At 71.4% G+C, this 20,133-nt stretch carries 18 protein-coding genes; 6 read left to right on the top strand and 12 right to left on the bottom strand.

The window, feature by feature from the left end; genetic code table 11:
* Position 1 precedes the first annotated feature (1 nt).
* The 3 genes from OG331_RS37180 to OG331_RS37190 form a co-directional block, all read right to left on the bottom strand.
* Positions 2 to 2,218 (bottom strand): family 43 glycosylhydrolase, encoded by a 2,217-nt coding sequence (locus OG331_RS37180; RefSeq protein WP_406204764.1) that lies wholly within the window; start codon positions 2,216 to 2,218, stop codon positions 2 to 4.
* A 388-nt stretch (positions 2,219 to 2,606) separates the two neighbouring features.
* The gene (locus OG331_RS37185; protein WP_406204767.1) at positions 2,607 to 3,473 is read right to left on the bottom strand and encodes a hypothetical protein; all 867 of its coding nucleotides are present in this window, start codon (positions 3,471 to 3,473) and stop codon (positions 2,607 to 2,609) included.
* Entirely contained in the window at positions 3,470 to 4,039 is a 570-nt protein-coding gene (locus OG331_RS37190) for a SigE family RNA polymerase sigma factor (RefSeq protein ID WP_406204770.1), read from the bottom strand. Before OG331_RS37190 ends, OG331_RS37185 begins: the two co-directional genes overlap by 4 nt.
* 258 nt (positions 4,040 to 4,297) lie before the next feature.
* Between OG331_RS37190 and OG331_RS37195 the strand changes: the two genes are divergently transcribed.
* The gene (locus OG331_RS37195) at positions 4,298 to 5,749 is read left to right on the top strand and encodes an NCS2 family permease (protein ID WP_406204773.1); all 1,452 of its coding nucleotides are present in this window, start codon (positions 4,298 to 4,300) and stop codon (positions 5,747 to 5,749) included.
* A gap of 4 nt (positions 5,750 to 5,753) precedes the next feature.
* Here the strand turns inward: OG331_RS37195 and OG331_RS37200 are convergent, their stop codons facing one another.
* From OG331_RS37200 to OG331_RS37225, 6 genes are all read right to left on the bottom strand, one after another.
* Complete coding sequence (locus tag OG331_RS37200; RefSeq protein ID WP_406204776.1) at positions 5,754 to 7,199, bottom strand: peptidoglycan D,D-transpeptidase FtsI family protein; 1,446 nt, start codon at positions 7,197 to 7,199, stop codon at positions 5,754 to 5,756.
* A 55-nt stretch (positions 7,200 to 7,254) separates the two neighbouring features.
* Positions 7,255 to 7,917 carry a response regulator transcription factor gene (locus OG331_RS37205; RefSeq protein ID WP_362378537.1) on the bottom strand — a complete coding sequence of 221 codons (663 nt, stop codon included), beginning with the start codon at positions 7,915 to 7,917 and terminating at the stop codon, positions 7,255 to 7,257.
* The gene (locus OG331_RS37210) at positions 7,914 to 9,203 is read right to left on the bottom strand and encodes a sensor histidine kinase (protein ID WP_406204780.1); all 1,290 of its coding nucleotides are present in this window, start codon (positions 9,201 to 9,203) and stop codon (positions 7,914 to 7,916) included. Before OG331_RS37210 ends, OG331_RS37205 begins: the two co-directional genes overlap by 4 nt.
* Positions 9,200 to 10,201 (bottom strand): hypothetical protein, encoded by a 1,002-nt coding sequence (locus OG331_RS37215; protein WP_406204783.1) that lies wholly within the window; start codon positions 10,199 to 10,201, stop codon positions 9,200 to 9,202. The genes OG331_RS37210 and OG331_RS37215 overlap by 4 nt, the downstream gene beginning before the upstream one ends.
* Positions 10,202 to 10,281: 80 nt before the next feature.
* Positions 10,282 to 10,752 (bottom strand): GNAT family N-acetyltransferase, encoded by a 471-nt coding sequence (locus OG331_RS37220; protein ID WP_406204786.1) that lies wholly within the window; start codon positions 10,750 to 10,752, stop codon positions 10,282 to 10,284.
* Positions 10,753 to 10,756: 4 nt separating this feature from the next.
* On the bottom strand, positions 10,757 to 11,530 hold the full coding sequence (locus tag OG331_RS37225; RefSeq protein ID WP_328882487.1) for an IclR family transcriptional regulator: 774 nt from the start codon (positions 11,528 to 11,530) through the stop codon (positions 10,757 to 10,759).
* A gap of 130 nt (positions 11,531 to 11,660) precedes the next feature.
* Here OG331_RS37225 and OG331_RS37230 point away from each other — a divergent pair, with 130 nt between their 5' ends.
* On the top strand, positions 11,661 to 13,190 hold the full coding sequence (locus tag OG331_RS37230) for an aldehyde dehydrogenase (NADP(+)) (RefSeq protein ID WP_406204788.1): 1,530 nt from the start codon (positions 11,661 to 11,663) through the stop codon (positions 13,188 to 13,190).
* Between the two features lie 12 nt (positions 13,191 to 13,202).
* Here OG331_RS37230 and OG331_RS37235 read toward each other — a convergent pair whose 3' ends face one another.
* Both OG331_RS37235 and OG331_RS37240 read right to left on the bottom strand, forming a co-directional pair.
* The gene (locus tag OG331_RS37235; RefSeq protein WP_328882488.1) at positions 13,203 to 13,865 is read right to left on the bottom strand and encodes a response regulator transcription factor; all 663 of its coding nucleotides are present in this window, start codon (positions 13,863 to 13,865) and stop codon (positions 13,203 to 13,205) included.
* 93 nt (positions 13,866 to 13,958) lie between these two features.
* Entirely contained in the window at positions 13,959 to 15,719 is a 1,761-nt protein-coding gene (locus OG331_RS37240; protein WP_406204791.1) for a sensor histidine kinase, read from the bottom strand.
* Between the two features lie 180 nt (positions 15,720 to 15,899).
* Between OG331_RS37240 and OG331_RS37245 the strand changes: the two genes are divergently transcribed.
* Positions 15,900 to 16,496, top strand: a complete 597-nt coding sequence (locus tag OG331_RS37245) for a hypothetical protein (protein ID WP_406204794.1) — start codon at positions 15,900 to 15,902, stop codon at positions 16,494 to 16,496.
* 51 nt (positions 16,497 to 16,547) lie between these two features.
* Complete coding sequence (locus OG331_RS37250) at positions 16,548 to 17,156, top strand: DUF1349 domain-containing protein (protein WP_406204797.1); 609 nt, start codon at positions 16,548 to 16,550, stop codon at positions 17,154 to 17,156.
* Here OG331_RS37250 and OG331_RS37255 read toward each other — a convergent pair.
* A complete protein-coding gene (locus OG331_RS37255) occupies positions 17,116 to 18,504 on the bottom strand; it encodes an MFS transporter (RefSeq protein WP_406204800.1) in 1,389 nt (462 codons plus the stop codon). The genes OG331_RS37250 and OG331_RS37255 overlap by 41 nt on opposite strands.
* 71 nt (positions 18,505 to 18,575) lie before the next feature.
* Between OG331_RS37255 and OG331_RS37260 the strand changes: the two genes are divergently transcribed.
* Together OG331_RS37260 and OG331_RS37265 are read left to right on the top strand one after the other, a co-directional pair.
* Positions 18,576 to 19,589 (top strand): GlxA family transcriptional regulator, encoded by a 1,014-nt coding sequence (locus OG331_RS37260; RefSeq protein WP_406204803.1) that lies wholly within the window; start codon positions 18,576 to 18,578, stop codon positions 19,587 to 19,589.
* Positions 19,586 to 20,089: a GNAT family N-acetyltransferase gene (locus OG331_RS37265; RefSeq protein ID WP_406204806.1), complete on the top strand. Its 504-nt coding sequence runs from the start codon at positions 19,586 to 19,588 to the stop codon at positions 20,087 to 20,089. Before OG331_RS37260 ends, OG331_RS37265 begins: the two co-directional genes overlap by 4 nt.
* Positions 20,090 to 20,133 lie beyond the last annotated feature (44 nt).

The following is a 20,133-nucleotide window of genomic DNA, read 5'->3' on the forward strand; positions in this document are numbered from 1 at the left end:
GCTAGCGCCTGACCGGCCCGATGCCTTCCAGCGTCGGCACCACCGGCTCGATCGTCCCGTCGGCCGCAAACCTGAGGCGGTCGACGGTCGTCTCCCGGTGCATGCCGTCACCGCCCGGCCGGCCGGGGCCGTTCAGGGCGAACCGGTGGTAGACGGCGTACCAGTCGTCGGTGCCGGGGGCGTTGACGACGGAGTGGTGGCCCGTGCCGAGGATCCCGTACTCGGGGCGCTTGTGCAGGATCGTGCCCCGCTTGGTCCACGGGCCGAGCGGGGACGGTCCCGTCGCATAGGCGACGTGGTAGTTCTCGCTGCGGGTGTCGTCCTGCGACCACATGAAGTAGTACGTCCCCTTCCGCTTGATCACGAAAGAGCCCTCACGGAAGTTGTCCGGCGTGATGTCCCGTACCTTCGAGGCGTCGTACGACACCATGTCGTCGTTCAGCGGGACCACGTACCCGTGCCCGTTGCCCCAGTAGAGATACGACGTCCCGTCGTCGTCCGTGAAGACGGCCGGGTCGATCATCTGGCCCGGCAGCGCACCGCCCTTGGCGACCAGCGGCTCCCCCAGCGCGTCCTTGAACGGGCCGGCGGGCGAGTCGGCCACCGCCACGCCTATCTGCTGCTCGGCGCAGAAGTAGAAGTAGAACCTGCCGTCGCGCTCGGCGATCGCCGGCGCCCAGGCGTACTTGTCGGCCCAGCTCACGTCCGGACCCAGGTCCAGGATGACGCCGTGGTCCTTCCAGTGGACCAGGTCCTTCGACGAGTACGCCTTGAACCTGGTCCCGCTCCACCCCTGGAAGCCGTCCGTCGTCGGGTAGATCCAGTACTCGCCGTTCAGGTGGTGCACGTCGGGGTCGGCGTTGAGGCCGGGCAGGATCGGACTGCGGGTGCGCACCGCCTCCACCGTCCAGGTACGGCGCGTGCCGTCCGCTGCCGTCACCGTGTACTTCTGCGGCTTGCGGAAGTCGCGCCGGGTGCCGGAGCGCGGGCTGACCGTCGCGCCCGCACCGGCCCACAGCCGCGGGGCCAGGCGTGCGAGGTCGGCGTCCGGCCGCATCGGCAGTACGACCTTCGACGCGCTCTCCGTGACGATCGCGTACCCCTTCTGGTCCCGCTCCGTCGCGTCCACGACCGAGGCGGGGCTCGCGGGGTACGCGCCCAGCAGCCGGTCGTACTCCGCCTGCGTCACCGGAATCACCGTGCCGTGCCGGGGACTTGCCGGCAGCTGGTAGTTCTGCGACGGGGTCCACTTCCCCGAGTCGAGGTCGGTGGTCTCGAAGGGGACGTAACCGCGGCCGCCGTACTCGTCGATGAACAGGTACCACTTGTCCTCGGTGTTCGACTTGAACACCGTCGGACCCTCGCCCCGCTCCAGCGCGCCGCTGCCGATGCAGTCGGCGACGAAGTCGTACGACGTGTCGGTCAGGTTCGTCGACTTCTCCGCGGTGATGAACTTCGAGCAGGGGCCGGCGGAGCCGGGGTCCCGCTCGTCCTTGGTGTAGCGGTAGTAGGTGTCCTCGTGCTTCACCACGGTCGAGTCGATGACCGAGTAGCCGGGGTCGTCCCAGACCTTCGGCTCGCTGAAGGTCCGGAAGTCCTTCGTGGTGGCGTACAGCATCTTGTTGTACGTCGATCCGGTGTGGTCGGGATCGTCGTCGGCGTACAGCTTCGACGCCCAGAAGACGACGAACTCACCGAGGCTGTCGTCCCAGTACGCCTCCGGCGCCCAGGTGTTGCCCGCGTTGTCGGGGGAGACCTTCACCAGGCGCTGGTCGGTCCAGTGGACGAGGTCGGTGGACTCCCAGACCATGACGGACTTGCTGCCGTGCCGCTGGACCTGGTCCCAACTGCCGCTGCTGTTCCGGTACATCCGCAGGTCGGTGGCGATCATGTAGAACCTGTCGCCCTCGGGGGAGCGGATCACGAACGGGTCGCGCAGGCCCTTCTCGCCGATCGTGGACGTGAGGACCGGCTTGCCGGCGTTCAGCTCCCGCCAGTGCAGCGGGTCGTTGCCCCGGCTGAGGGCGTACCGGATCTGCTCGCCGTCGGCGGTTCCCTCGCCCGTGAAGTAGGCGAAGAGATAGCCGGCGTACTTGTCGTTCGTTACAGGCTTCACGGGTGGTGCTCCTGAGTCGGCCGTGCCCGGTGGGGCGTAGATCAGCGTGAGGAGGAGGGCCAGCAGGGGGAGCAGGAGGGCGCGGGCGGTGCGGGGGCGCATGGCACATCCTGTGGGAGTGTGGGGATTCGGGTGGGGGATTGTGTTCGCTCAAGCTGCCTCGGAGTGTCATCGGCGGGGTACAGCACGTCAATCGGTGCGCGAGGGAGGTGCGGGAGCGAAACTTTCGCTCGCTTTCGCGGGGGCGCGGCAACCTTCATGGCCATGGCGGCGACCGGGTGTCAGAAGCGGGCCGGGGCGACCCATGAACCAGCGCTCGGCGCACGCGCGAACGCCCCGCCGGTCGTCACCGGCGGGGCGTTCCGCTCTGCCGGCCGAGGGGGGCTCATGCCGGCAGGTCCAGGGGGCTCTCTCGCGCGTATGCGCTGTCAGATCGCGTACGTGATGACAGATGCCGAGAAACCGCGGGAGGTTGCTTCCGGATGGTGCTTCACGCATCTCCGCCGGCCGCCGAGCCGTTGTCGTCGTGCGCCGCGAAGCCGCCCGCCACCGACAGCTGTTCGCCGCCCGCCGTGGCCGTCATCGCATAGCAGTCGTCCCGAGCGTCCCGGCCGCCGCGCTCATGGTCGTACTGCCCCGCGAACACCCACTCGCCCTTGCGGACCGTACGGCCCTCCTTGAGCGCCCAGGTGTAGACGAGGAAGCCGTCCTTCTCCCCGACGGTCAGCGTGAAGTCCTCCTCCGGCAGCGAGCGCCACGCGCCGGCCGTGCTGACCCCGCCGGTCTGCTTGATCTTCAACCGCACCGTGAGCGCGGTGAGTTGCTCGCCCGTCCTGAGGGTCAGATTGCTCTGCGCCCAGAAGTCGTTGCTGTGCGGGTCCACCGAGCCGTCCGACCACAGGGGACCGTCCTGCTCGCCCTTGGCTGCGGGGGGCTCGGCCGTGGCGGTCGGCTGTCGCGTCGGCGCCTCGGCCGTCCCGCGGGACTCCGGCGTCCGCTCCGGCGTCGGGTCGGCCGACGGGGCGGGCGCGACCGGGGCCCGGGTCGTTGCCTCCGGGGACGGGGTCGGCGTCGGCGAAGTGGCCACCGACTGCTGCGGGGCGTCCTCCTTCACGGCGGACGCCACCGCGTACCCGCCGACCGCGAGCACTCCGGCGACCGCGGCCGTCGCGCTCACGACCCGGAACCAGCCGTACACCGGGGGGCGGGTCGCCCGGTGGTCCATGCGGGGCTGCCCGGAGGGGTCCGCCATGCCGCGCTCGACCCGGGCCAGGATCCGCTCGCGGTCGGGCTCGTGCGCCTCGGCCGCCTCGTGCAGCCGGGCGCGCAGTTCGTCGTGCACGTCCCGCCGCATCATCGGTTCCTTCCTGCGGCGCCCTCGGTGCGCACCATCGCCGCAGCGTGCACCTTGAGGGGAGGGCCCTGCGTCCCGAGCAGCCGTTGCAGCTCGGCCATCCCCTTCGAGGTCTGGCTCTTCACCGTACCGACCGATATCCCGAGGGCGAGCGCGGTGTCCTTCTCGGACAGGTCGAACGCGTGCCGCAGCACCACACAGGCGCGTTTGCGGAACGGGAGTCCACGCAAGGCCTCCTGGACGTCGACGACGCCCGCGACGTCCGGGTTCTCCGTCTTCTCCTCGCGCTGCGACCAGAACAGGGCAACCCGCCGCCGCTCCCGGACCGCGCTGCGGATTCTCGTGCGGGCCAGATTGGCCACGACGCCGCGCGCATACGCGACCGGATGGTCGGCCGCGCGGACCCGGTCCCAGCGGTGCCACAGCGCCAGCAACGCGTCCGCAGCCAGGTCGTCGGCGGCGTCCGCCTCCCCGGTCAGCAGGTGGGCCAGGCGCGCGAGTTCGGCATGGTGACGCTCGAAGAAGGCATGGAACTCCGCGGAGGCGGCGTCGTCGACGACCGTGCCCACGGGCGGCCCTCCTTGCCTATGCGTGGCATGTGTATGACATGTGATCGTCCGGCGATCCTTCCGCGATCATGCTGCGCGGTCCGGCAGCGTAGCAGCGATCGAATGCCCTGTTCGTGCGAGGTCTCGAACAACGTGTGGTACGTCGCACGTGAGCAGGCCTGATTCCGTAACACGGAGAAAACCTGAAGCGCGTTCAACGCGGGAACAATCCAGCCAGCATCCGCACACCGATCAGCCAGGCAGCAAGGAGCAACCGCCATGTCCGATTCCCAGAAGGTGGCCGACCGGTCAACTGCCCCGCCGCCAGGCGTGAACAGCGTCGACCGGTTCTTCAAGATCTCCGAACGGGGTTCCACCTTCGCCCGTGAGATACGCGGCGGCTTCGCCACGTTCTTCACGATGGCCTACATCCTTGTCCTGAATCCCATCATCCTGGGCAGCGCGAAGGACAAGTTCGGCCAACAGTTGGATGCGGTCCAACTCACCACCGCCACCGCCCTGGTGGCCGCGGTCATGACGATCATCATGGGCGTCGGCGGCAACCTCCCGCTCGCCCTCGCCGCCGGTCTGGGCCTGAACGCCGTCGTCGCCTTCCAGATCGCCCCGCTGATGTCCTGGGACGACGCGATGGGCCTGGTCGTCCTCGAAGGCCTGTTGATCTGCGTACTGGTGGTCACCGGGCTGCGCGAGGCCGTCATGCACGCCATCCCGCAACCGCTCAAGCAGGCGATCAGCGTCGGCATCGGCCTGTTCATCGCCTTCATCGGCTTCGTCGACGCCGGGTTCGTCAGCCGAATCCCGGACGTCGCGAACACCACCGTGCCGGTTCAGCTGGGCGGCACCGGGCAGCTCACCGGGTGGCCGATCCTCGTGTTCTGCCTCGGAGTTCTGCTGACGATCGCCCTGCTCGCCCGGAAGGTGAAGGGCGCCATCCTGATCAGCATCGTGACCATGACGGTCCTCGCGATGGTCATCAACTCGGTCGCCGACATCAAGGCCTGGGGCCTGACCACACCCGCCTGGCCCGACAAGGTGGTCGACACTCCCGACTTCGGACTCCTCGGCGACTTCAGCCTGTTCGGCGCGTTCGGCGAGACCACCGCCATCACCGTCGTCCTGCTGATCTTCACGCTGGTGCTGTCCGACTTCTTCGACACCATGGGCACCGTCGTCGGCATCAGCGCCGAGGCCGGACTCCTCGACGAGCAGGGCAAGGTGCCGAACCTCGGCCGGGTGCTGCTGATCGACGGCGCCGCGGCGGCAGCGGGCGGCGCGGCCTCCTCGTCCTCGGCGACCTCCTACATCGAGTCGGCCGCCGGCGTCGGCGAAGGCGCGCGCACCGGCTTCTCCAACCTCGTCACCGGCGGCCTGTTCGCCCTGGCCCTCTTCCTGACCCCGCTGCTCACCATCGTCCCGCTCCAGGCCGCCGCGCCCGCGCTCGTCGCCGTCGGCTTCCTGATGATGACCCAGGTCAAGCACATCGACTGGGACAAGTACGAGATCGCCATCCCGGCGTTCCTGACCATCGCCGTCATGCCCTTCACCTACTCGATAACCAACGGCATCGGGGCGGGCTTCCTGGCCTACGTCGTGATCAAGACGGTGCTGGGCAAGGCGAAGGACATCCACTGGCTGCTGTGGGGAACGTCGGTGCTGTTCCTCGTGTACTTCGCCATCAACCCGATCGAGCAGATCCTGGGCGTCAAGTGACCCGCTAGTTCTTGAGCGCCGCCTCCATCACCTTCCTGGCCACGGGGGCGGCCAGCCCATTGCCGCTGACCTCGGAGCGGGACGCGTTCGACTGCTCCACGATCACCGCCACGGCGACCTCCTTGCCGTCGGCCTTCCCGTACGACGTGAACCAGGCGTACGGCGTCTTGCTGTTCTTCTCGCCGTGCTGGGCCGTGCCCGTCTTGCCGCCCACCGTCGCGCCCGGGATACGTGCGTTCGTGCCCGTGCCCTCCTCGACGACCGTCTGCATCGCCGACTGGAGCTGCTCGGCGGTGTCGGAGCTGACGATCTCCTTGGTCTCCGCGCTGTCGTCGTAGTTCTCCAGGACATCGCCGCCGCCGTCGGTGATCTGCGACACCATGTGCGGCGAGACCAGCTTGCCGCCGTTGGCGATGGCTGCCGACACCATGGCGATCTGCAGCGGGGTCGCGGTGACGTCGAACTGGCCGATACCGGACAGCGCGGTCTGCGGCCGGTCCATGTCGGACGGGTACACGCTGGGGTACGCCCGCACCGGGACGTCCTGCTCCTCGTCGTTGAAGCCGAACTTCTCGGCCGTCTCGCGGACCTTGTCCTGGCCCAGGTCGACGGCCATCTTCCCGAAGACGTTGTTGCAGGAGTACTGGAGCGCGACCCGGATCGAGGCGTCCTCGCAGGGCGCGTTGGGGTTCTCGTTGCCCAGCTCCCGGTTGGTGTCCGGCAGCGGGTACGGGTCCGGACTCTTGGTCTTCTCGTCCACCGACGAGTACAGGCCGTCCTCCAGCGCGGCGGCCGCCACGACCAGCTTGAACGTCGAACCCGGCGGCAGCGGCTGCCGCAGTGCGCGGTTCGTCATCGGCTTCTCGGGGTCCTTGGTCAGCTGCGTCCAGGCATCCGAGTCGCCCGTGGTGATCCGCGACGGGTCGTACGACGGAGTGGAGACGACCGCGAGGATCTTCCCGGTGGCGGGGTCGATCGCGACGGCGGCGCCCTTCTTGTCGCCGAGCGCGTCGTACGCCGCCTTCTGCACATCCGGGTCGATCGTCGTGACCACATTGCCCGGAGCGGCCCGCTTGTCGGTGATCGTGTCCATCACGCTCTTCACGCGGGTGTCGCTGCCGTCGAGCAGGTCCTGGTAGATGCCCTCCAGCTGGGTGGCTCCGAACGCCTGCGAGCTGTAGCCGGTCACGGCCGAGTACAGCGAGCCGTCCGTGTAGGTCCGCTTGTACGCGAGGTCGCCGCTCTTCGTCGGCGCCGAGCCGGTGACCGCCTCGCCGCCCACGATGATGTTGCCGAGCGGCTGGCTGTACAGCGCCATCGTGTTCCGCCGGTTGTTCTTGTCGCTTGCAAGGGCCTGGCCGTCGTAGAACTGCACCCAGGTCGCCCTGACCAGCAGAGCGAACACCAGGAGCAGCGTGAAGACGGACGCCCGCCTGATCGTCTTGTTCATCCCACTCGAGAGGACGATCAGGATGGGGGCAATCGTTCCCTTGCGCCCCCCTTTCTCATCGAGCGTTCATGAAGCCCGCCTCGTACGCGGCGATCACGGCCTGCGTGCGGTCCCGGGTGCCGGTCTTCGCCAGCACCGCCGCCACATGCGACTTCACGGTGGCCGGGCCGACCTCCATCCGCCGTGCGATCTCCGCGTTGGTCAGGCCCTGCGCCATCAGCCGCAGCACCTCGCTCTCGCGGCCTGTGAGCCTTGCCACCCAGGCCGGCGGTGCGGGGTACGCGCGCGCGTGCTCGGCCGCGAGGGTGCGTACGGCCGACGGGAACAACAGGGTGTCGGAGTGCGACACCAGCCGTACGGCCTGCACGAGCGCGTCGGCGTCCGCCCGCTTCAACAGGAACCCGGCGGCTCCCGCGCGCAGGGCGTCGTACACGTAGGAGTCGTTCTCGAAGGTGGTGACGACGACGATACGGGGCGGTTCGTCGAGGGTGGCGAGGATCTGCTCGGTGGCCCGGATGCCGTCGATCTCGGGCATGCGTACGTCCATGAGCACGACGTCGGGTCTCCGGTCCCGTACGACGCTCACGGCCTCGGCACCGGTCGCCGCCTCGCCGACCACCTCCAGGTCCGGCTCGGCGGAGAGGATGGCGCGCAGGGCGCTGCGGACCATGCGCTCGTCGTCGGCGAGGACGACGCGGATCGCGGGGCGGGGCGTCATGGGCGTTCCCTCGGGGTCGGTGGGCAGGTCATCGGCAGCCGTACGCGCAGTCTCCAGATGCCCTGCGCCGCGACCGCTTCCGCCGGCCCCGCCTCCATCGTCCCGCCCAGCAGCCTGGCCCGGTCGGCGATGCCGCGCAGGCCGTGGCCGCCGCCGGGGCGGCAGGTGGGGGCGTGGGTCAGCGGGTTCTCCACGCTGATCTCCAGATCCCCTTCGGCGATCACGATCCGCAAGGTCACGCTCACCCGCTCCCCGGCGTGCTTCAGGGCATTGCTCAGCCCCTCCTGCACGATGCGGTAGGCCTCGCGGGACAGAACAGGCGGCAGCGCCCCGGCATCGGCGTCGACCCTGGCGGTCACACGCAACCCGCCCGCGCGCGTGCCGTGCAGCAGGCCGTCCAGGTCGGCGCCGAGGGTGGGCGCCGGGGCCGTACCGGGAGTGTCGCCGTCCCTCAACACACCCAGGACGGCGTCGAGTTCGCCGACGGTGCGCCGGGTCGTGTCCTCGATCGCGGCGAGGGCCTCGCGGACGAAATCCGGGTCGGTGTCGAGGACCCGGCGGGCCGCGCTCGCCTGTAGGGTGACGGCGCTCAGGGCGTGGCCGACGGAGTCGTGCAGTTCGCGCGCGAGCCGGTTGCGCACGGCGAGGTCGGCGGCGCGGTTCTCGGCCGCCGCGAGCCGGTCCTCCGGCGTGGGGCCGAGCAACGCGGGTGCCCAGCGGGCGAGAAGCGAGCCGCAGACGGCCGCGCAGCCGGCGAGCGCGACGAGCGTCGCCACGCCCGCGACCGGCGCGAGCGCCAGCACCCAGGTCCGGTCGAGGGCCTCGGGCAGGTCCACGAGCTGCGCGCCGCCCAGCCACACGAGCAACGGCAGCGCGGTGAGGAAGCCGGCGAACGGTGGAACCGCCAGCGACATCCCCGAGATGATCCCGCCGAACCCGAGATGCAGCGTGAACCAGGCAGCCGCCCGCCCCTTCGCCGCCCGTGAACGGGCCGGCCCGTGAGCGAGCAGGCCCGCGTCGACACCGCACAGCGACCGCACCGCCCCCGCCTCCAGGGGCCGGGTCAGCGGGAACAGGGCCGCGGTGAGGGCGGCGAGGGGCAACCCGACGATGAAGGAGAGCAGTTGCAGGGGGAGGTCGTTGAAGACGTACCGGGAGTTGGTCGCGGGGCCGACGACGAGCTGCCCGACGAAGACGTACGGCATGGCGAGCGCGCCGCCGAGGATCAGATGGATCCAACGCCGACGCGCCCGCCGCCCGAACAGCAACCCGAGGAACCGGCTCACGCCGTACGACGATTCCGGCTCGCGGAGCGCTCCGCGAGGAAGTGGACGCCGAGGCAGGCGACGAGGATGCCGACGATCATCTCGCCAGCGTAGGCGTAGTTCTCCAGCGGTGTCGGGCCGTCGGCCATGTCGGTGAGCGTGGCCAGCGCCAGCCAGCCCGCCCAGCACACCAAGGCCGCGGAGCCGACCCAGGCGAGGGCGAGCGGCAGCTTGACGGGCAGCGCCCGGCCGCGCCGGAAGGCGAGGAGGAAGCCGCCGGTGACGGCCATGACGAGGAAGACGGCGGACAGGACCTCCATGACGTGGAAGTCGCTGGTCCGGTCGGCGATGCGAGTCGTGTTGAGCCCGGCGGTGCCGCCGCACGCCCACAGCACGTGGGCGGTCAGGGGCAGCAGCGCGAGGACGGCGGCGGCCACGGCGATGGCCCGCTGGGCCGCCCCGATGACGCCGACCGGCAGCTCCCAGACCCGGCCCTCCCACAGCCCGCCCCAGCGGTCGCGGGCGTACAGCACGAACAGGGCGCCGAGGGAGAGGCCCTGCACGATGAACCCCGTGTAGACAACGCCGTAGACCCACGTGTGGAGGAACGGCTCCCCGCCGTCGTCGGTGGTGTCCAGTGTTCCGCCGAGGGCGCCCACGAGGAGCTGGATCGGGAAGCCGGCCATGAGGGGTGCGAGCAGCCCGGTGGCCACCCACGCGGGGAAGGCCAGGAGCCACGCGGGCACCCGCAGCCCCCACGGCCGGGTCAGCACCAGCGCGAGCACTATCACGGCCGTGTCCATGAGGACGGTCACGCTGTTGGCGACGGCCATGCTCGCCCGGTGCTCCAGCAGCGTGCTGCCCGCCGGGATCCCGACGTGACTCCCGGCGATCCAGGCGACCTTGAGCGAGAGATAGGGCACGCAGGAGACGATGGCGACGGCCCGCAGGGCGCGACGGGACCTGCCGGGACCGACAGCGTGGTCGGTCTCCGGGGCGGGGGCGAGTGTCTGCGTCATACCGCCACGCTCCCGCGAGAGCACCGGCCGACGCCTCCTGCACGGCGACGATCCGTCTCCGCCTGACGGGGGAGAGGACCTCAGCCCTCCAGGTGCAGCACGACCTCGTCGATCTCCTCGCCCCGCGCGTTCGCGAAGCCCCTCGCGTGCGCGGTGACCCGGAACCCGCACTTGTACAGCACCCGCAGCGAGCCCTCGTTGTCGGTCGCCGCCCGCGCGTACAGCGGGCGTTCGGGAACTTCGGCGAGCAGCCTCAGCAGGGCGGCCGTGGCAACACCCCGGCCCCAGTACGCGCGGTCGACCCAGTACGTGACCTCCCGCTCGCCGGGCTCCCCGTACACGGCCGCGCTGCCCACCACGTCACCGTCGGCCAGGATCGTGCGCAGGACGTCGCCCGAGGACCGGATCCGCCTCCAACGCGCGTCGAAGGCGTCCCAGTCGTCCGGGTCCTTGGGGGTGAAGGCCGCCATCCGCAGGGCCTCCGGGTCATTCAACTGCCGGTAGAAGACGGGCAGATCGCTGTCGTGCACCTCGCGGAGTTCCACATCCATGGGGTCAGAGCCTACGAGTGGCCAGCGTCAGCCGGTCCCGCGCGTCGAACAGTGCGTCCTTCACCATCTGCTCGTGCGCGGGCGTCAGCCGTGCCACCGGCACCGAGCAGCTGATCGCGTCGCGGGCCGGCGTGCGGTACGGGATCGCCACGCCGAAGCAGCGCAGGCCGAGGGTGTTCTCCTCGCGGTCGACGGCGAAGCCCTGGTCGCGGACCTGGTGCAGCTCCTCGATGAGCTTCTCGCGGTCGGTGATCGTGTTCTCGGTCAGCGCGGGGAGCGTCTCCGGGAGCATCTTGCGGACCTGTTCGTCCGTGTAGGTGCTCAGCAGCGCCTTGCCGAGGGAGGTCGAGTGGGCCGGGAGCCGGCGGCCGACCCGGGTGAAGGGGCGCAGGTAGTGCTGGGACTGGCGGGTGGCCAGGTAGACGACGTTCGTGCCGTCCAGACGGGCCAGGTGGATCGTCTCCGTCGTGTCGTCCGAGAGACGGTCCAGCGTCGGACGCGCCGCCGCGACCACCTCGTCGCCGTCGATGTACGAGGTGCCGACCAGCAGCGCCCGTACACCGATGCCGTACCGCGTGCCCGTCGCGTCCGTCTCCACCCAGCCCAGCTCCACGAGCGTGCGCAGCAGCATGTACAGACTCGACTTGGGGTAACCGACGGCCTCCTGGACCGCGGCGAGGGAGTGCATACCGGGGCGTCCGGCGAAGTATTCGAGCAGTTCAACCGTCCGTACCGCGGACTTGACCTGCGCTCCGCCCCCCGTCTCGACAGCCGACATCGCCCTTGACCCCTTCGTTCGACGGGAAATAGTCTCCGAAGCGTATTCATCATCAGAGACAGCGTTCAGTATATCGAACGACCCTGGTGGATGACCCAGTACTGCGGCATTACATGTGGAGGGACCCGCGGTGGCAGCAGCACCAGTCTGGAGTGTCGACCCCCGAACCGGGAAGCAGCGTGAACAGGTTGCGGTGGAGGCCACAGCCCAGGAGGTGGACGCCGCCGTCCGCGCCGCGCACGAGGCGCGTGGTGCGCTCGTCGACCGCACGGTCCGCGCGGCCTTCCTGCGCAGCGCCGCCGACCGGCTGCAGGCCGCCAAGGACCACCTCGTCGAGGCCGCCGACGCCGAGACCGCGCTCGGCCCGGTCCGCCTCACCGGCGAACTCGCCCGCACCTGCTACCAGCTGAGGGCCTTCGCGGACATCGTCGACGAGGGCGCCTTCCTCGACATCGTCATCAACCACCCCGACGACACCGCGACCCCGCCCATCCCGGACCTGCGCCGCTACAAGGTGTCCCTCGGCGTCGTCGCCGTCTACTCGGCCTCCAACTTCCCCTTCGCCTTCTCCGTCGCCGGCGGCGACACCGCGAGCGCGCTGGCCGCGGGCTGTCCCGTCGTCGTCAAGGCCCACCCGGACCACCCGGCGCTGTCCGAGCTGGTCGCCAAGGTGCTGCGCACGGCTGCCGCCGAGCACGGGATCCCGGCGGGTGTGGTGGGTCTGGTGCACGGCTTCGAGGGCGGCATCGAGCTGATCAAGCACCCGCTGGTCGCCGCAGCCGGCTTCACCGGTTCGGTACGGGGCGGTCGTGCCCTCTTCGACGCCGCCGCCGCCCGTCCCGTCCCGATCCCCTTCCACGGCGAACTGGGCTCCCTGAACCCCGTCGTGATCACGGAGGCCGCCGCCGCCGAGCGGGCCGAGGCCATCGGCACGGGGCTGGCCGGCTCGATGACGCTGGGCGTCGGCCAGTTCTGTGTGAAGCCCGGGCTCGTGCTCGCGCCGAGCGGTGCCGCCGGTGACCGGCTGCTGAAGTCGCTCACGGACGCCGTCAGTGACACCGAGGCGGGGGTTCTGCTGGACCACCGGATGCGGGACAACTTCATCGCCGGGGTCGCCGAGCGCACCGAACTGCCCGACGTGGAGTCGCCGGTGACGCCGGGGGCGGGCGGGGAGCACACGGTCAGCGCCGGGTTCCTGACGGTCGCGGCCGAGAAGCTGACCGCCGAGGGGGCGTACGACCTGCTCCTGGAGGAGTGCTTCGGGCCGGTGACGGTCATCGTCCGCTACGACGACGACGCCGAGGCCCAGGCCGTGCTGTCCCGGCTGCCCGGCAACCTCACGGCGACGGTTCACCTGTCGGCCGAGGAGGCGGCGGGCGAGGGGCGCGGCGCGGAGATCCTCGCGGAGCTGACGCCGCTGGCCGGTCGCGTGCTGGTCAACGGGTGGCCCACGGGTGTCGCCGTGGCGCCGGCCCAGCATCACGGCGGTCCGTACCCGGCGACGACCTCGACGTCGACGTCGGTGGGCGGCACCGCGATCGAACGGTGGCTGCGGCCGGTCGCCTATCAGGGTGCGCCCGAGGCGCTGCTTCCCGCGGAGCTGCGGGACGACAACCCGCTGGGGCTGCCCCGGCGGTTCAACGGCACGCTGGAGCGCTGAGGTTCGTCCGCGTCAGCCCCGGTCCGCCTCCAGGCCCGCGTCCCGGGCCAGGAGGGCCGCCTGCACCCTGTTCTCGCAGTCGAGCTTGGTCAGGATGCGGCTGACGTACGTCTTCACCGTGGCCTCGCTCATGTGCAGGCGGGCCCCCGCGTCCGCGTTGGACAGGCCCTCGCCCAGCAGGGCCAGGACCTCGCGTTCGCGTGCGGTCAGGTCGGCCAACCGTCGGCGCGCCTCCTCGCCGCGCGCGGTGGCGGCGGGGGAGGCGAGGGTGTCCACGACGTGCTTGGTGGCGGCGGGGGACAGATAGGCGTTGCCGGCCGCCGCCGCCCGCACCGCGTGGATGAGCTCCTGCGGCGCGGAGTCCTTCAGCAGGAAGCCCGCGCCGCCGTGGCCGAGGGCCCGCAGGACGTTGTCGCGCTCGCCGAACGTGGTCAGGATCAGCGCGCGTACCCCCGGTGCGGCCCGGCCGAGCTCGGCCAGCGCGGTCAGCCCGTCCATCACCGGCATCTGGATGTCCAGCAGTGCCACGTCGACCGCGGTGCTCCGGGCGGTCTCCACCGCCTCCCGGCCGTCCGCCGCCTCGGCGACGACGTCGATGTCGTCGGCAGAGGTGAGGATCATCCTGATGCCGGCCCGGATGAGCGGCTCGTCGTCGGCGACGAGGACCCGGATCACGCGGCCTCCTGCACGGTGTCGGTGTGATGAGCGGATGGCAGAGCCCCGCCATCATGCCCGATCCGGTCACCTGTGCGACCTGGATGCCGCAGTTCAGATCTCGTCCTTGTAGGTCTCCTTCGCGACCAGCTTCCCGTCGCGGAAGCAGAACCGGTAGACGATGTCGTCGTCGATGTCCAGATAGTGACGGCACGTCGCGCCCTCGGGGAGCGGCGGGCCGTTCTTCTCCTGGCCCTCGGTGAGCAGGGAACTGCCCTCCGGCAGCTTGGCCTTCACGTCCTTCTCGGCGTCGCCGACCTTCGCGGACTTGTACACCTTCGCGGATATGGTGCCGCTCTCCACCTCGTCGAACAGCGCCATCAACCCCCAGGCCCCGAGGGCGAGAACGCCCACGACGAGGACGACGGAGGTGACGGCACAGCCGAGGGCGACCTTCTTCTTGCTGCTCATGATGGCGGCGAACTCCCCTTGCGGATCGGAACGGTCGATGACCGCTCCACCGTCGCCCGCCGCGCCCCCACCGAACTGCCCCCGAAAGTCGTCGTCGGAGGCGACGGAGGTCGCGCCGTCCGGGCGGGGCCCGGTCTCGCCACCGCCGTAGGGCAGCACACCGGCGAGGCGGAAGCCGCCGTCGGGGCCGGGGCCGGTGTGCACCATGCCGCCGACCAGCCGGGCCCTCTCCCGCAGGCCCGCCAGGCCCTGGCCGCCGCTCACCGCGGGCGGGGCCGCGGGTGCCCCGGCCGGCACGGGCCCGTTGGCCACCTCGACCACCAGGCTGTCCGGTTCATAGCGCAGGGCCACCGTGATCGGGGCGCCCGGCGCGTGCTTGTGCGCGTTGGTCAGGCCCTCCTGGGCGATGCGGTACGCCGCGTGGTCGGCGGCGGGCGCAAGGGGACGTACGGTGCCGGAGCGGTGCAGCTCGATCGCCGCGCCCGCGGCCCGCGACGCCTCGACGAGACCGTCGACGGCGGCCGCCACACGGGCCGTCGGGGGCTCGGCGTCGGCCTGGTCCGGCCGCTGTCCGGCAGGCGCCTCGACGCCGTCCCGCAGGATGCCCACCGCCTCGCGCAGCTCCCGCATCGCCGCCCTGGAGGCCTCCCGGAGGATGCCCACCCCTTCCCGCTGCCGTTCGCCGAGCTCCGGGTCCACCTCCAGCGCCCCGGTGTGCACGGCGATCAGGGCGAGCTGGTGGCCGAGGCTGTCGTGCATGTCCTGGGCGATGCGCTGCCGTTCGAGGAGGCGGGCCTGCCGCGCCACCATCGCCTGCTCGCGCACCAGTTGGGTGTTGTGCCGCCGCAGGGCGTCGAGCAGCGCGTGACGCTGGGCGCGATAGCGGGAGGCGAGCCCCGGCACGATCACCAGCGCCAGAAACGTGCCCGCCGCCAGCGCGGCCGTCATGAGCAGCGACAGTTGGAACTCCTCGCCGGCAGCGCTGTGGACGCCCACGGCGAGGTAGAGGACGAATCCCGCGGCGTACGCGGCCAGCGCCCGCCCGGGACGCATGATGCGGCTGCCCGCCGACCAGCTCGCGTACATCAGCAGCAGCGCCGCGCCGCCCACGGCCCCGGCCATGGCGGACGAGACGAGCAGCACCGTCGCCGGCAGCGAGCGGCGGGCCGGCGACAGCACGGCGACGGCCAGGCCCACGGCGACGCCCCGCGCTCCGAACCCGGCATCGCCGTCGAAGAGGCCCGCCGTCCCGGCGAGCACGACGGTGAGCACGACCTCCCCGATGATCCGCTTACGGGGCCACGGGGAGGCGGCGAGGAGCCGGGCGCGGAGCGGGCGGTCGGTACGGGGTATCACTGCTACGTCCACGCGCAGACGATAGACAGCCGCCGCCCGGGCCCGCATCCGCCCTTCGGCGCACCCGCGAACGACGAAAGTGAACACCCCGCCCCCGGCGCAGCCGTCATCTTTGGTCGCTGCGGACGACGACTTACGGAGACTGCCCCGGGCCGCACCGCGCGGTGAGGATGGATCCGCCGGACGACGGAGCCGGCGGCAGGGACCACCGGCTCGGGGAGCGCAACAGTGGACAGTGCACGACAGCAGGCGAACGAGCGGTTCACCATCCGGCAGAAGACCACCTTCATGATCAACCGGTATGTCGTGGCCGAGGCGCTGCCCGACGGCTCCGAGGGCCGGGTCCTTGCCTTCGCCGAGCAGAAGCGGATGACGCTCAAGGAGCGGATGACCTTCTACACCGACGAGTCCAAGAACCGCGTCCTGTTCACCGCCCAGGCCCGCCAGGTCATCGACGTCGGCGCCGTCTACGACGTGCGGGACGCGGCGGACAACCCCGTCGGCACGTTCCGCAAGAAGTTCGCCGCCTCCCTGCTGCGCTCGACATGGGAACTGGACCAGCCGGGCTCGGTCGCCGCCGTCGGGCGGGAGCGCAACCGCGTCGTGGCCGTGCTGCGCCGGGTCTGGGAACTGCTGCCGCTCGACCTGGTGCCGTTCGTGTGGCCGTACCACTTCGACTTCACCTCGGGCGACAAGCAGGTGATGAGCGTCGACAAGAAGATAGGCCTGCGCGACCGCTATCTCGTCGACGTGGCCTCGCCCGATCTCGACCTGCGTCTCGCCATCGCCCAGGCCGTGGCCCTGGACGCACTCCAGTCGCGCTGACCGGGCCCCCTGGGGCCCCCGCCGTCACGCCCCGCCTGGAAGAATCCCGCCATGGACCTGAAACTCCCCGAACTGCCTTTCCCACTGCGCACCTACGGCCCCGACGGCCACTGGTCCTACGAGGACGGCATGCTCTCCGGCTGGGCCGGCGCCCGGCAGGACCGTTTCGTGCCGCCCACCGGGGAGGCCCTGGATGCCGCCGCCGACGCGCCCCGGCTGCTCGGGGCGCCCGAGGGCGACTTCCAGCTGATCGCCCGCGTCACCGTCGGGTTCGCGGGCGCCTTCGACGCCGGGGTGCTCTACGTCCACGTCGGCGAGCGGGCCTGGGCCAAGCTGTGCCTGGAGTACTCCCCGGACGTGCCCACCGTCTGCACGGTCGTCACCCGGGGCCACTCCGACGACGCCAACTCCTTCACCGTGGAGGGGAGTTCGGTGTGGCTGCGGGTGAGCCGGACCGGCCGTGCCTTCGCCTTCCACGCCTCCCGCGACGGCGAACGGTGGACCTTCGTCCGCCTCTTCACCCTCGGCGACGAGGAGGAGACCGGCGCGGCCCTCGTCGGCTTCATGACGCAGTCACCGATGGGGGAGGGGTGCGTGGTGACGTACGACCACCTCGAGTTCAGGCCCGACTGGCCGAAGGACCTGCGAGACGGAAGCTGAGCAGACCCGTCACCGCGAGCAGGGCCGCGCTGATCCCCAGGCTCAGCCGCATCCCCGCCACGAACCCGTCCGAGATCAGCGCCCCGAAGACGGCGATGCCCAGCGCCCCGGCCATCTGCCGCGCCGCGTTGAGCACGCCGGCCGCCAGGCCCGCCCGTTCGGCGGGTACGGCGTCCATCATCGCCGCGGTGAGCGGCGGCACCGTCAGCGCGCAGCCCAGCGCCATGGGGACGAGGAGCAGGGCCACCAGCGTCGGAGGCGTGTCCGCGTCGACGTACAGCATCGCGAGCAGGCCCGCGACGGCCAGGCCCTGCCCCACCAGCATGGGCAGCCGGGCGCCGTGGCGTCCCGCGAGCTTGCCCGCCACCACGTTCGTCACCGCGATCAGACCCGTCATCGGCAGGAACATCAGCCCGGCCTGGAGCGCCGAACGGCCCTGTACCTGCTGGAAGAAGAGCGAGAAGACGAACACCATGCTGTAGAAGGCCACGCTGACCGCCGCCCCCGCGGCGACCGTCACCGCGACCGTCCGGTCGCGGAACAGGCTCAGCGGGACGACCGGGTGCGGGTGACGTGCCTCGACCCGGAGGAACGCCGCCAGCGCCACCACGGCCACCGCCAGCGCCGCCCAGCCCGCCGTCCCGCCCTCGATCACCGCGAACGTCAGCGCCGTGAGCGCCACCACCGCCGTCACCTGGCCGGGCAGGTCCAGCGGTGCCGGACGGCGCTGCGAGCGCGGGGCCCGCACCAGCAGCACGAGGATCAGCGCGCCGACGGGAAGGTTGACGAAGAAGATCCCGCGCCAGTCCCAGGCCGTGGTCAGCACACCGCCCGCCACCGGACCCAGCGCCACCGCCGCGGACCCGCCCGCCGCCCATACCGCCACCGCACGGGCACGCCGCGCCGGATCGGCGTACGCCTGCCGCACCAGCGCCAGCGAGGCCGGGAGCACGACGGCCGCCGCCACGCCCTGCACCACCCGCGCGCCGATCAGCGCCGGCAGGTTCGGCGCCAGACCGCAGGCCGCCGAGGCGAGCGTGAACACGGCGGCGCCGATCGCGTACGCCCGGCTCGCCCCCACCCGGTCCGAGAACGCGCCGGTGGACAGCATCAGCGCGGCGAACGCCAGCGTGTAGGCGTCCACCACCCACTGGAGCCCGGACATTCCGCCCCCGAGGGAGGAACCGATCGCGGGCAGGGCCACGTTCACGATGGACGCGTCGAGGCAGACCAGCGCGAAGCCGAGGAGGCCGGCGGTGAGGGTGAGCGCGGACGAGGGCCTCTTGGGCCCCGACCCGGCGGGGGACAGGGCGAGTTCATCGCCCGTGAGGGTCTGGTTCGTGGACATGCCCTCCATGCTGCGGATCCGCGCCGTCGTACAGTAGTGGCCAAAATGCCATGCTCCCGGAGGTTCTGGCCATGCCCCAGCCGCGCGCCCCGCACCGCATCGCCGTCGTCGCACCGTCGCCGGTCTCGATGTTCAACCTCGCCATCCCGGAGATGCTGTTCGGCAAGGTCGAGGTGGCCGGGCGGCCGGGCTACGAGGTGGTCATCTGCGCGGCCGAACCGGGCCCGGTGCCCACCAGCGGCGGGCTCGACCTGTACGTACGGCACGGACTCGACGCCGTACGGGAGGCGGACACCGTCCTCGTCGCCGGGACCGGGGAACCCTTCGAGCCCGAGTCGCGGATCGTCACCGCCGTCCGCGCGGCGGCCGACGCCGGCAAACGGATCGCGTCCCTGTGCACCGGCGCCTTCCAACTCGCCGAGGCGGGCCTGCTGCACGGGCGCCGCGCCACCACGTACTGGGCACACGCCGAGGAGCTGCGCCGCCGCTATCCGCACGTCGACCTGCGGGGCGATGTGCTCTACGTGCAGGACGGGCCGTACCTCACCTCGTCCGGCTACGCCGCCGGCATCGACCTGTGCCTGCACATCATCCGCACCGACTACGGCGCCGCCGTCGCCAACGAGGTCGCCCGGCGTGCCCTCGTCGCGCCCGTACGGCCGGGCGGCCAGACCCAGTTCACGCAGACCCCGTTGCCGCCCGAGCGCGGCAACGCCTGCGCCGACACCCGCGGCTGGGCCATGCGCAACCTCGACAGACCGCTCACCCTCACCGACCTGGCCCGCCACGCCGGCGTCAGCGTCCGCACCCTCACCCGCCGGTTCCACGCCGAGAGCGGGGTGAGCCCGCTGCAGTGGCTGCTCCACCAGCGCATCGAGCGCGCCAAGGAGCTGCTGGAGACCACCGCCCTGCCCATGGACCAGGTGGCCCGCGCCTGCGGGCTGGGCACGGCCGACTCGCTGCGGGGGCATCTGGTCCGCCGTACCGGGCTGACGCCGAGCGGCTACCGGGCGCAGTTCAGCCGGCTCGCAACCGCGGGCGTGGCCGGAACCGAAGCCGCCGGGGTCACGTCCTCGGTTGCATGATCGGTGACAGAGTGACCGCGGCCCGGGTGATCCGTACCGTCGTGCCCGCCGAGGCGGAGACCGTCGCCGCCCTGCACGCGCGCGCCCGGGCGGCGTACCACCCGGACGGCATCCCGGAGGAGGGCACCGACTCGTCCGCCGCCTGGTCCGCCGCCATCGAGCGGCCCGAGGATCATGTGCTGTGCGTGGTCGAGCAGGGCCGGATCGTCGCCGTCGCGTCCTTCCGCACCCCCGAGGGCACCCCTGCGGACACGGTCAGGCTGTTCCAGTTCCATGTCGACCCCGACCGTCGGGGCCGTGGCGTCGGCACCGCCCTGCACGCGGCCTGCGTGGAGGAGTGGCAGGCCGACGGCAAGCGCACGGCCGTGCTGGACGTGCACGTGGACAACCGGCGTGCGCAGACCTTCTACGCAGGCCGGGGCTGGCTGCCCGACCCCGACGACCCGCCCGCCGACGGTGACCGCCACCTGAACCTGCGGTTCTGCGTGACCGGGGAATGAACCCCGCTGCTTGAACGTTCATCCAGTCTGCGGAGGGTGTCTCC

This window comes from Streptomyces sp. NBC_01017 (assembly GCF_045162795.1).
GTDB lineage: Bacteria > Actinomycetota > Actinomycetes > Streptomycetales > Streptomycetaceae > Streptomyces > Streptomyces machairae.

Bases quoted from the DNA above. Each gene is read 5' to 3' on its own strand.
- OG331_RS37180 (WP_406204764.1), bottom strand. From the start codon at position 2,218: ATGCGCCCCCGCACCGCCCGCGCCCTCCTGCTCCCCCTGCTGGCCCTC.
- OG331_RS37185 (WP_406204767.1), bottom strand. From the start codon at position 3,473: ATGATGCGGCGGGACGTGCACGACGAACTGCGCGCCCGGCTGCACGAG.
- OG331_RS37195 (WP_406204773.1), top strand. From the start codon at position 4,298: ATGTCCGATTCCCAGAAGGTGGCCGACCGGTCAACTGCCCCGCCGCCA.
- OG331_RS37200 (WP_406204776.1), bottom strand. From the start codon at position 7,199: ATGAACAAGACGATCAGGCGGGCGTCCGTCTTCACGCTGCTCCTGGTG.
- OG331_RS37205 (WP_362378537.1), bottom strand. From the start codon at position 7,917: ATGACGCCCCGCCCCGCGATCCGCGTCGTCCTCGCCGACGACGAGCGC.
- OG331_RS37215 (WP_406204783.1), bottom strand. From the start codon at position 10,201: ATGACGCAGACACTCGCCCCCGCCCCGGAGACCGACCACGCTGTCGGT.
- OG331_RS37220 (WP_406204786.1), bottom strand. From the start codon at position 10,752: ATGGATGTGGAACTCCGCGAGGTGCACGACAGCGATCTGCCCGTCTTC.
- OG331_RS37225 (WP_328882487.1), bottom strand. From the start codon at position 11,530: ATGTCGGCTGTCGAGACGGGGGGCGGAGCGCAGGTCAAGTCCGCGGTA.
- OG331_RS37240 (WP_406204791.1), bottom strand. From the start codon at position 15,719: ATGCGGGCCCGGGCGGCGGCTGTCTATCGTCTGCGCGTGGACGTAGCA.
- OG331_RS37250 (WP_406204797.1), top strand. From the start codon at position 16,548: ATGGACCTGAAACTCCCCGAACTGCCTTTCCCACTGCGCACCTACGGC.
- OG331_RS37255 (WP_406204800.1), bottom strand. From the start codon at position 18,504: ATGTCCACGAACCAGACCCTCACGGGCGATGAACTCGCCCTGTCCCCC.
- OG331_RS37260 (WP_406204803.1), top strand. From the start codon at position 18,576: ATGCCCCAGCCGCGCGCCCCGCACCGCATCGCCGTCGTCGCACCGTCG.
- OG331_RS37265 (WP_406204806.1), top strand. From the start codon at position 19,586: ATGATCGGTGACAGAGTGACCGCGGCCCGGGTGATCCGTACCGTCGTG.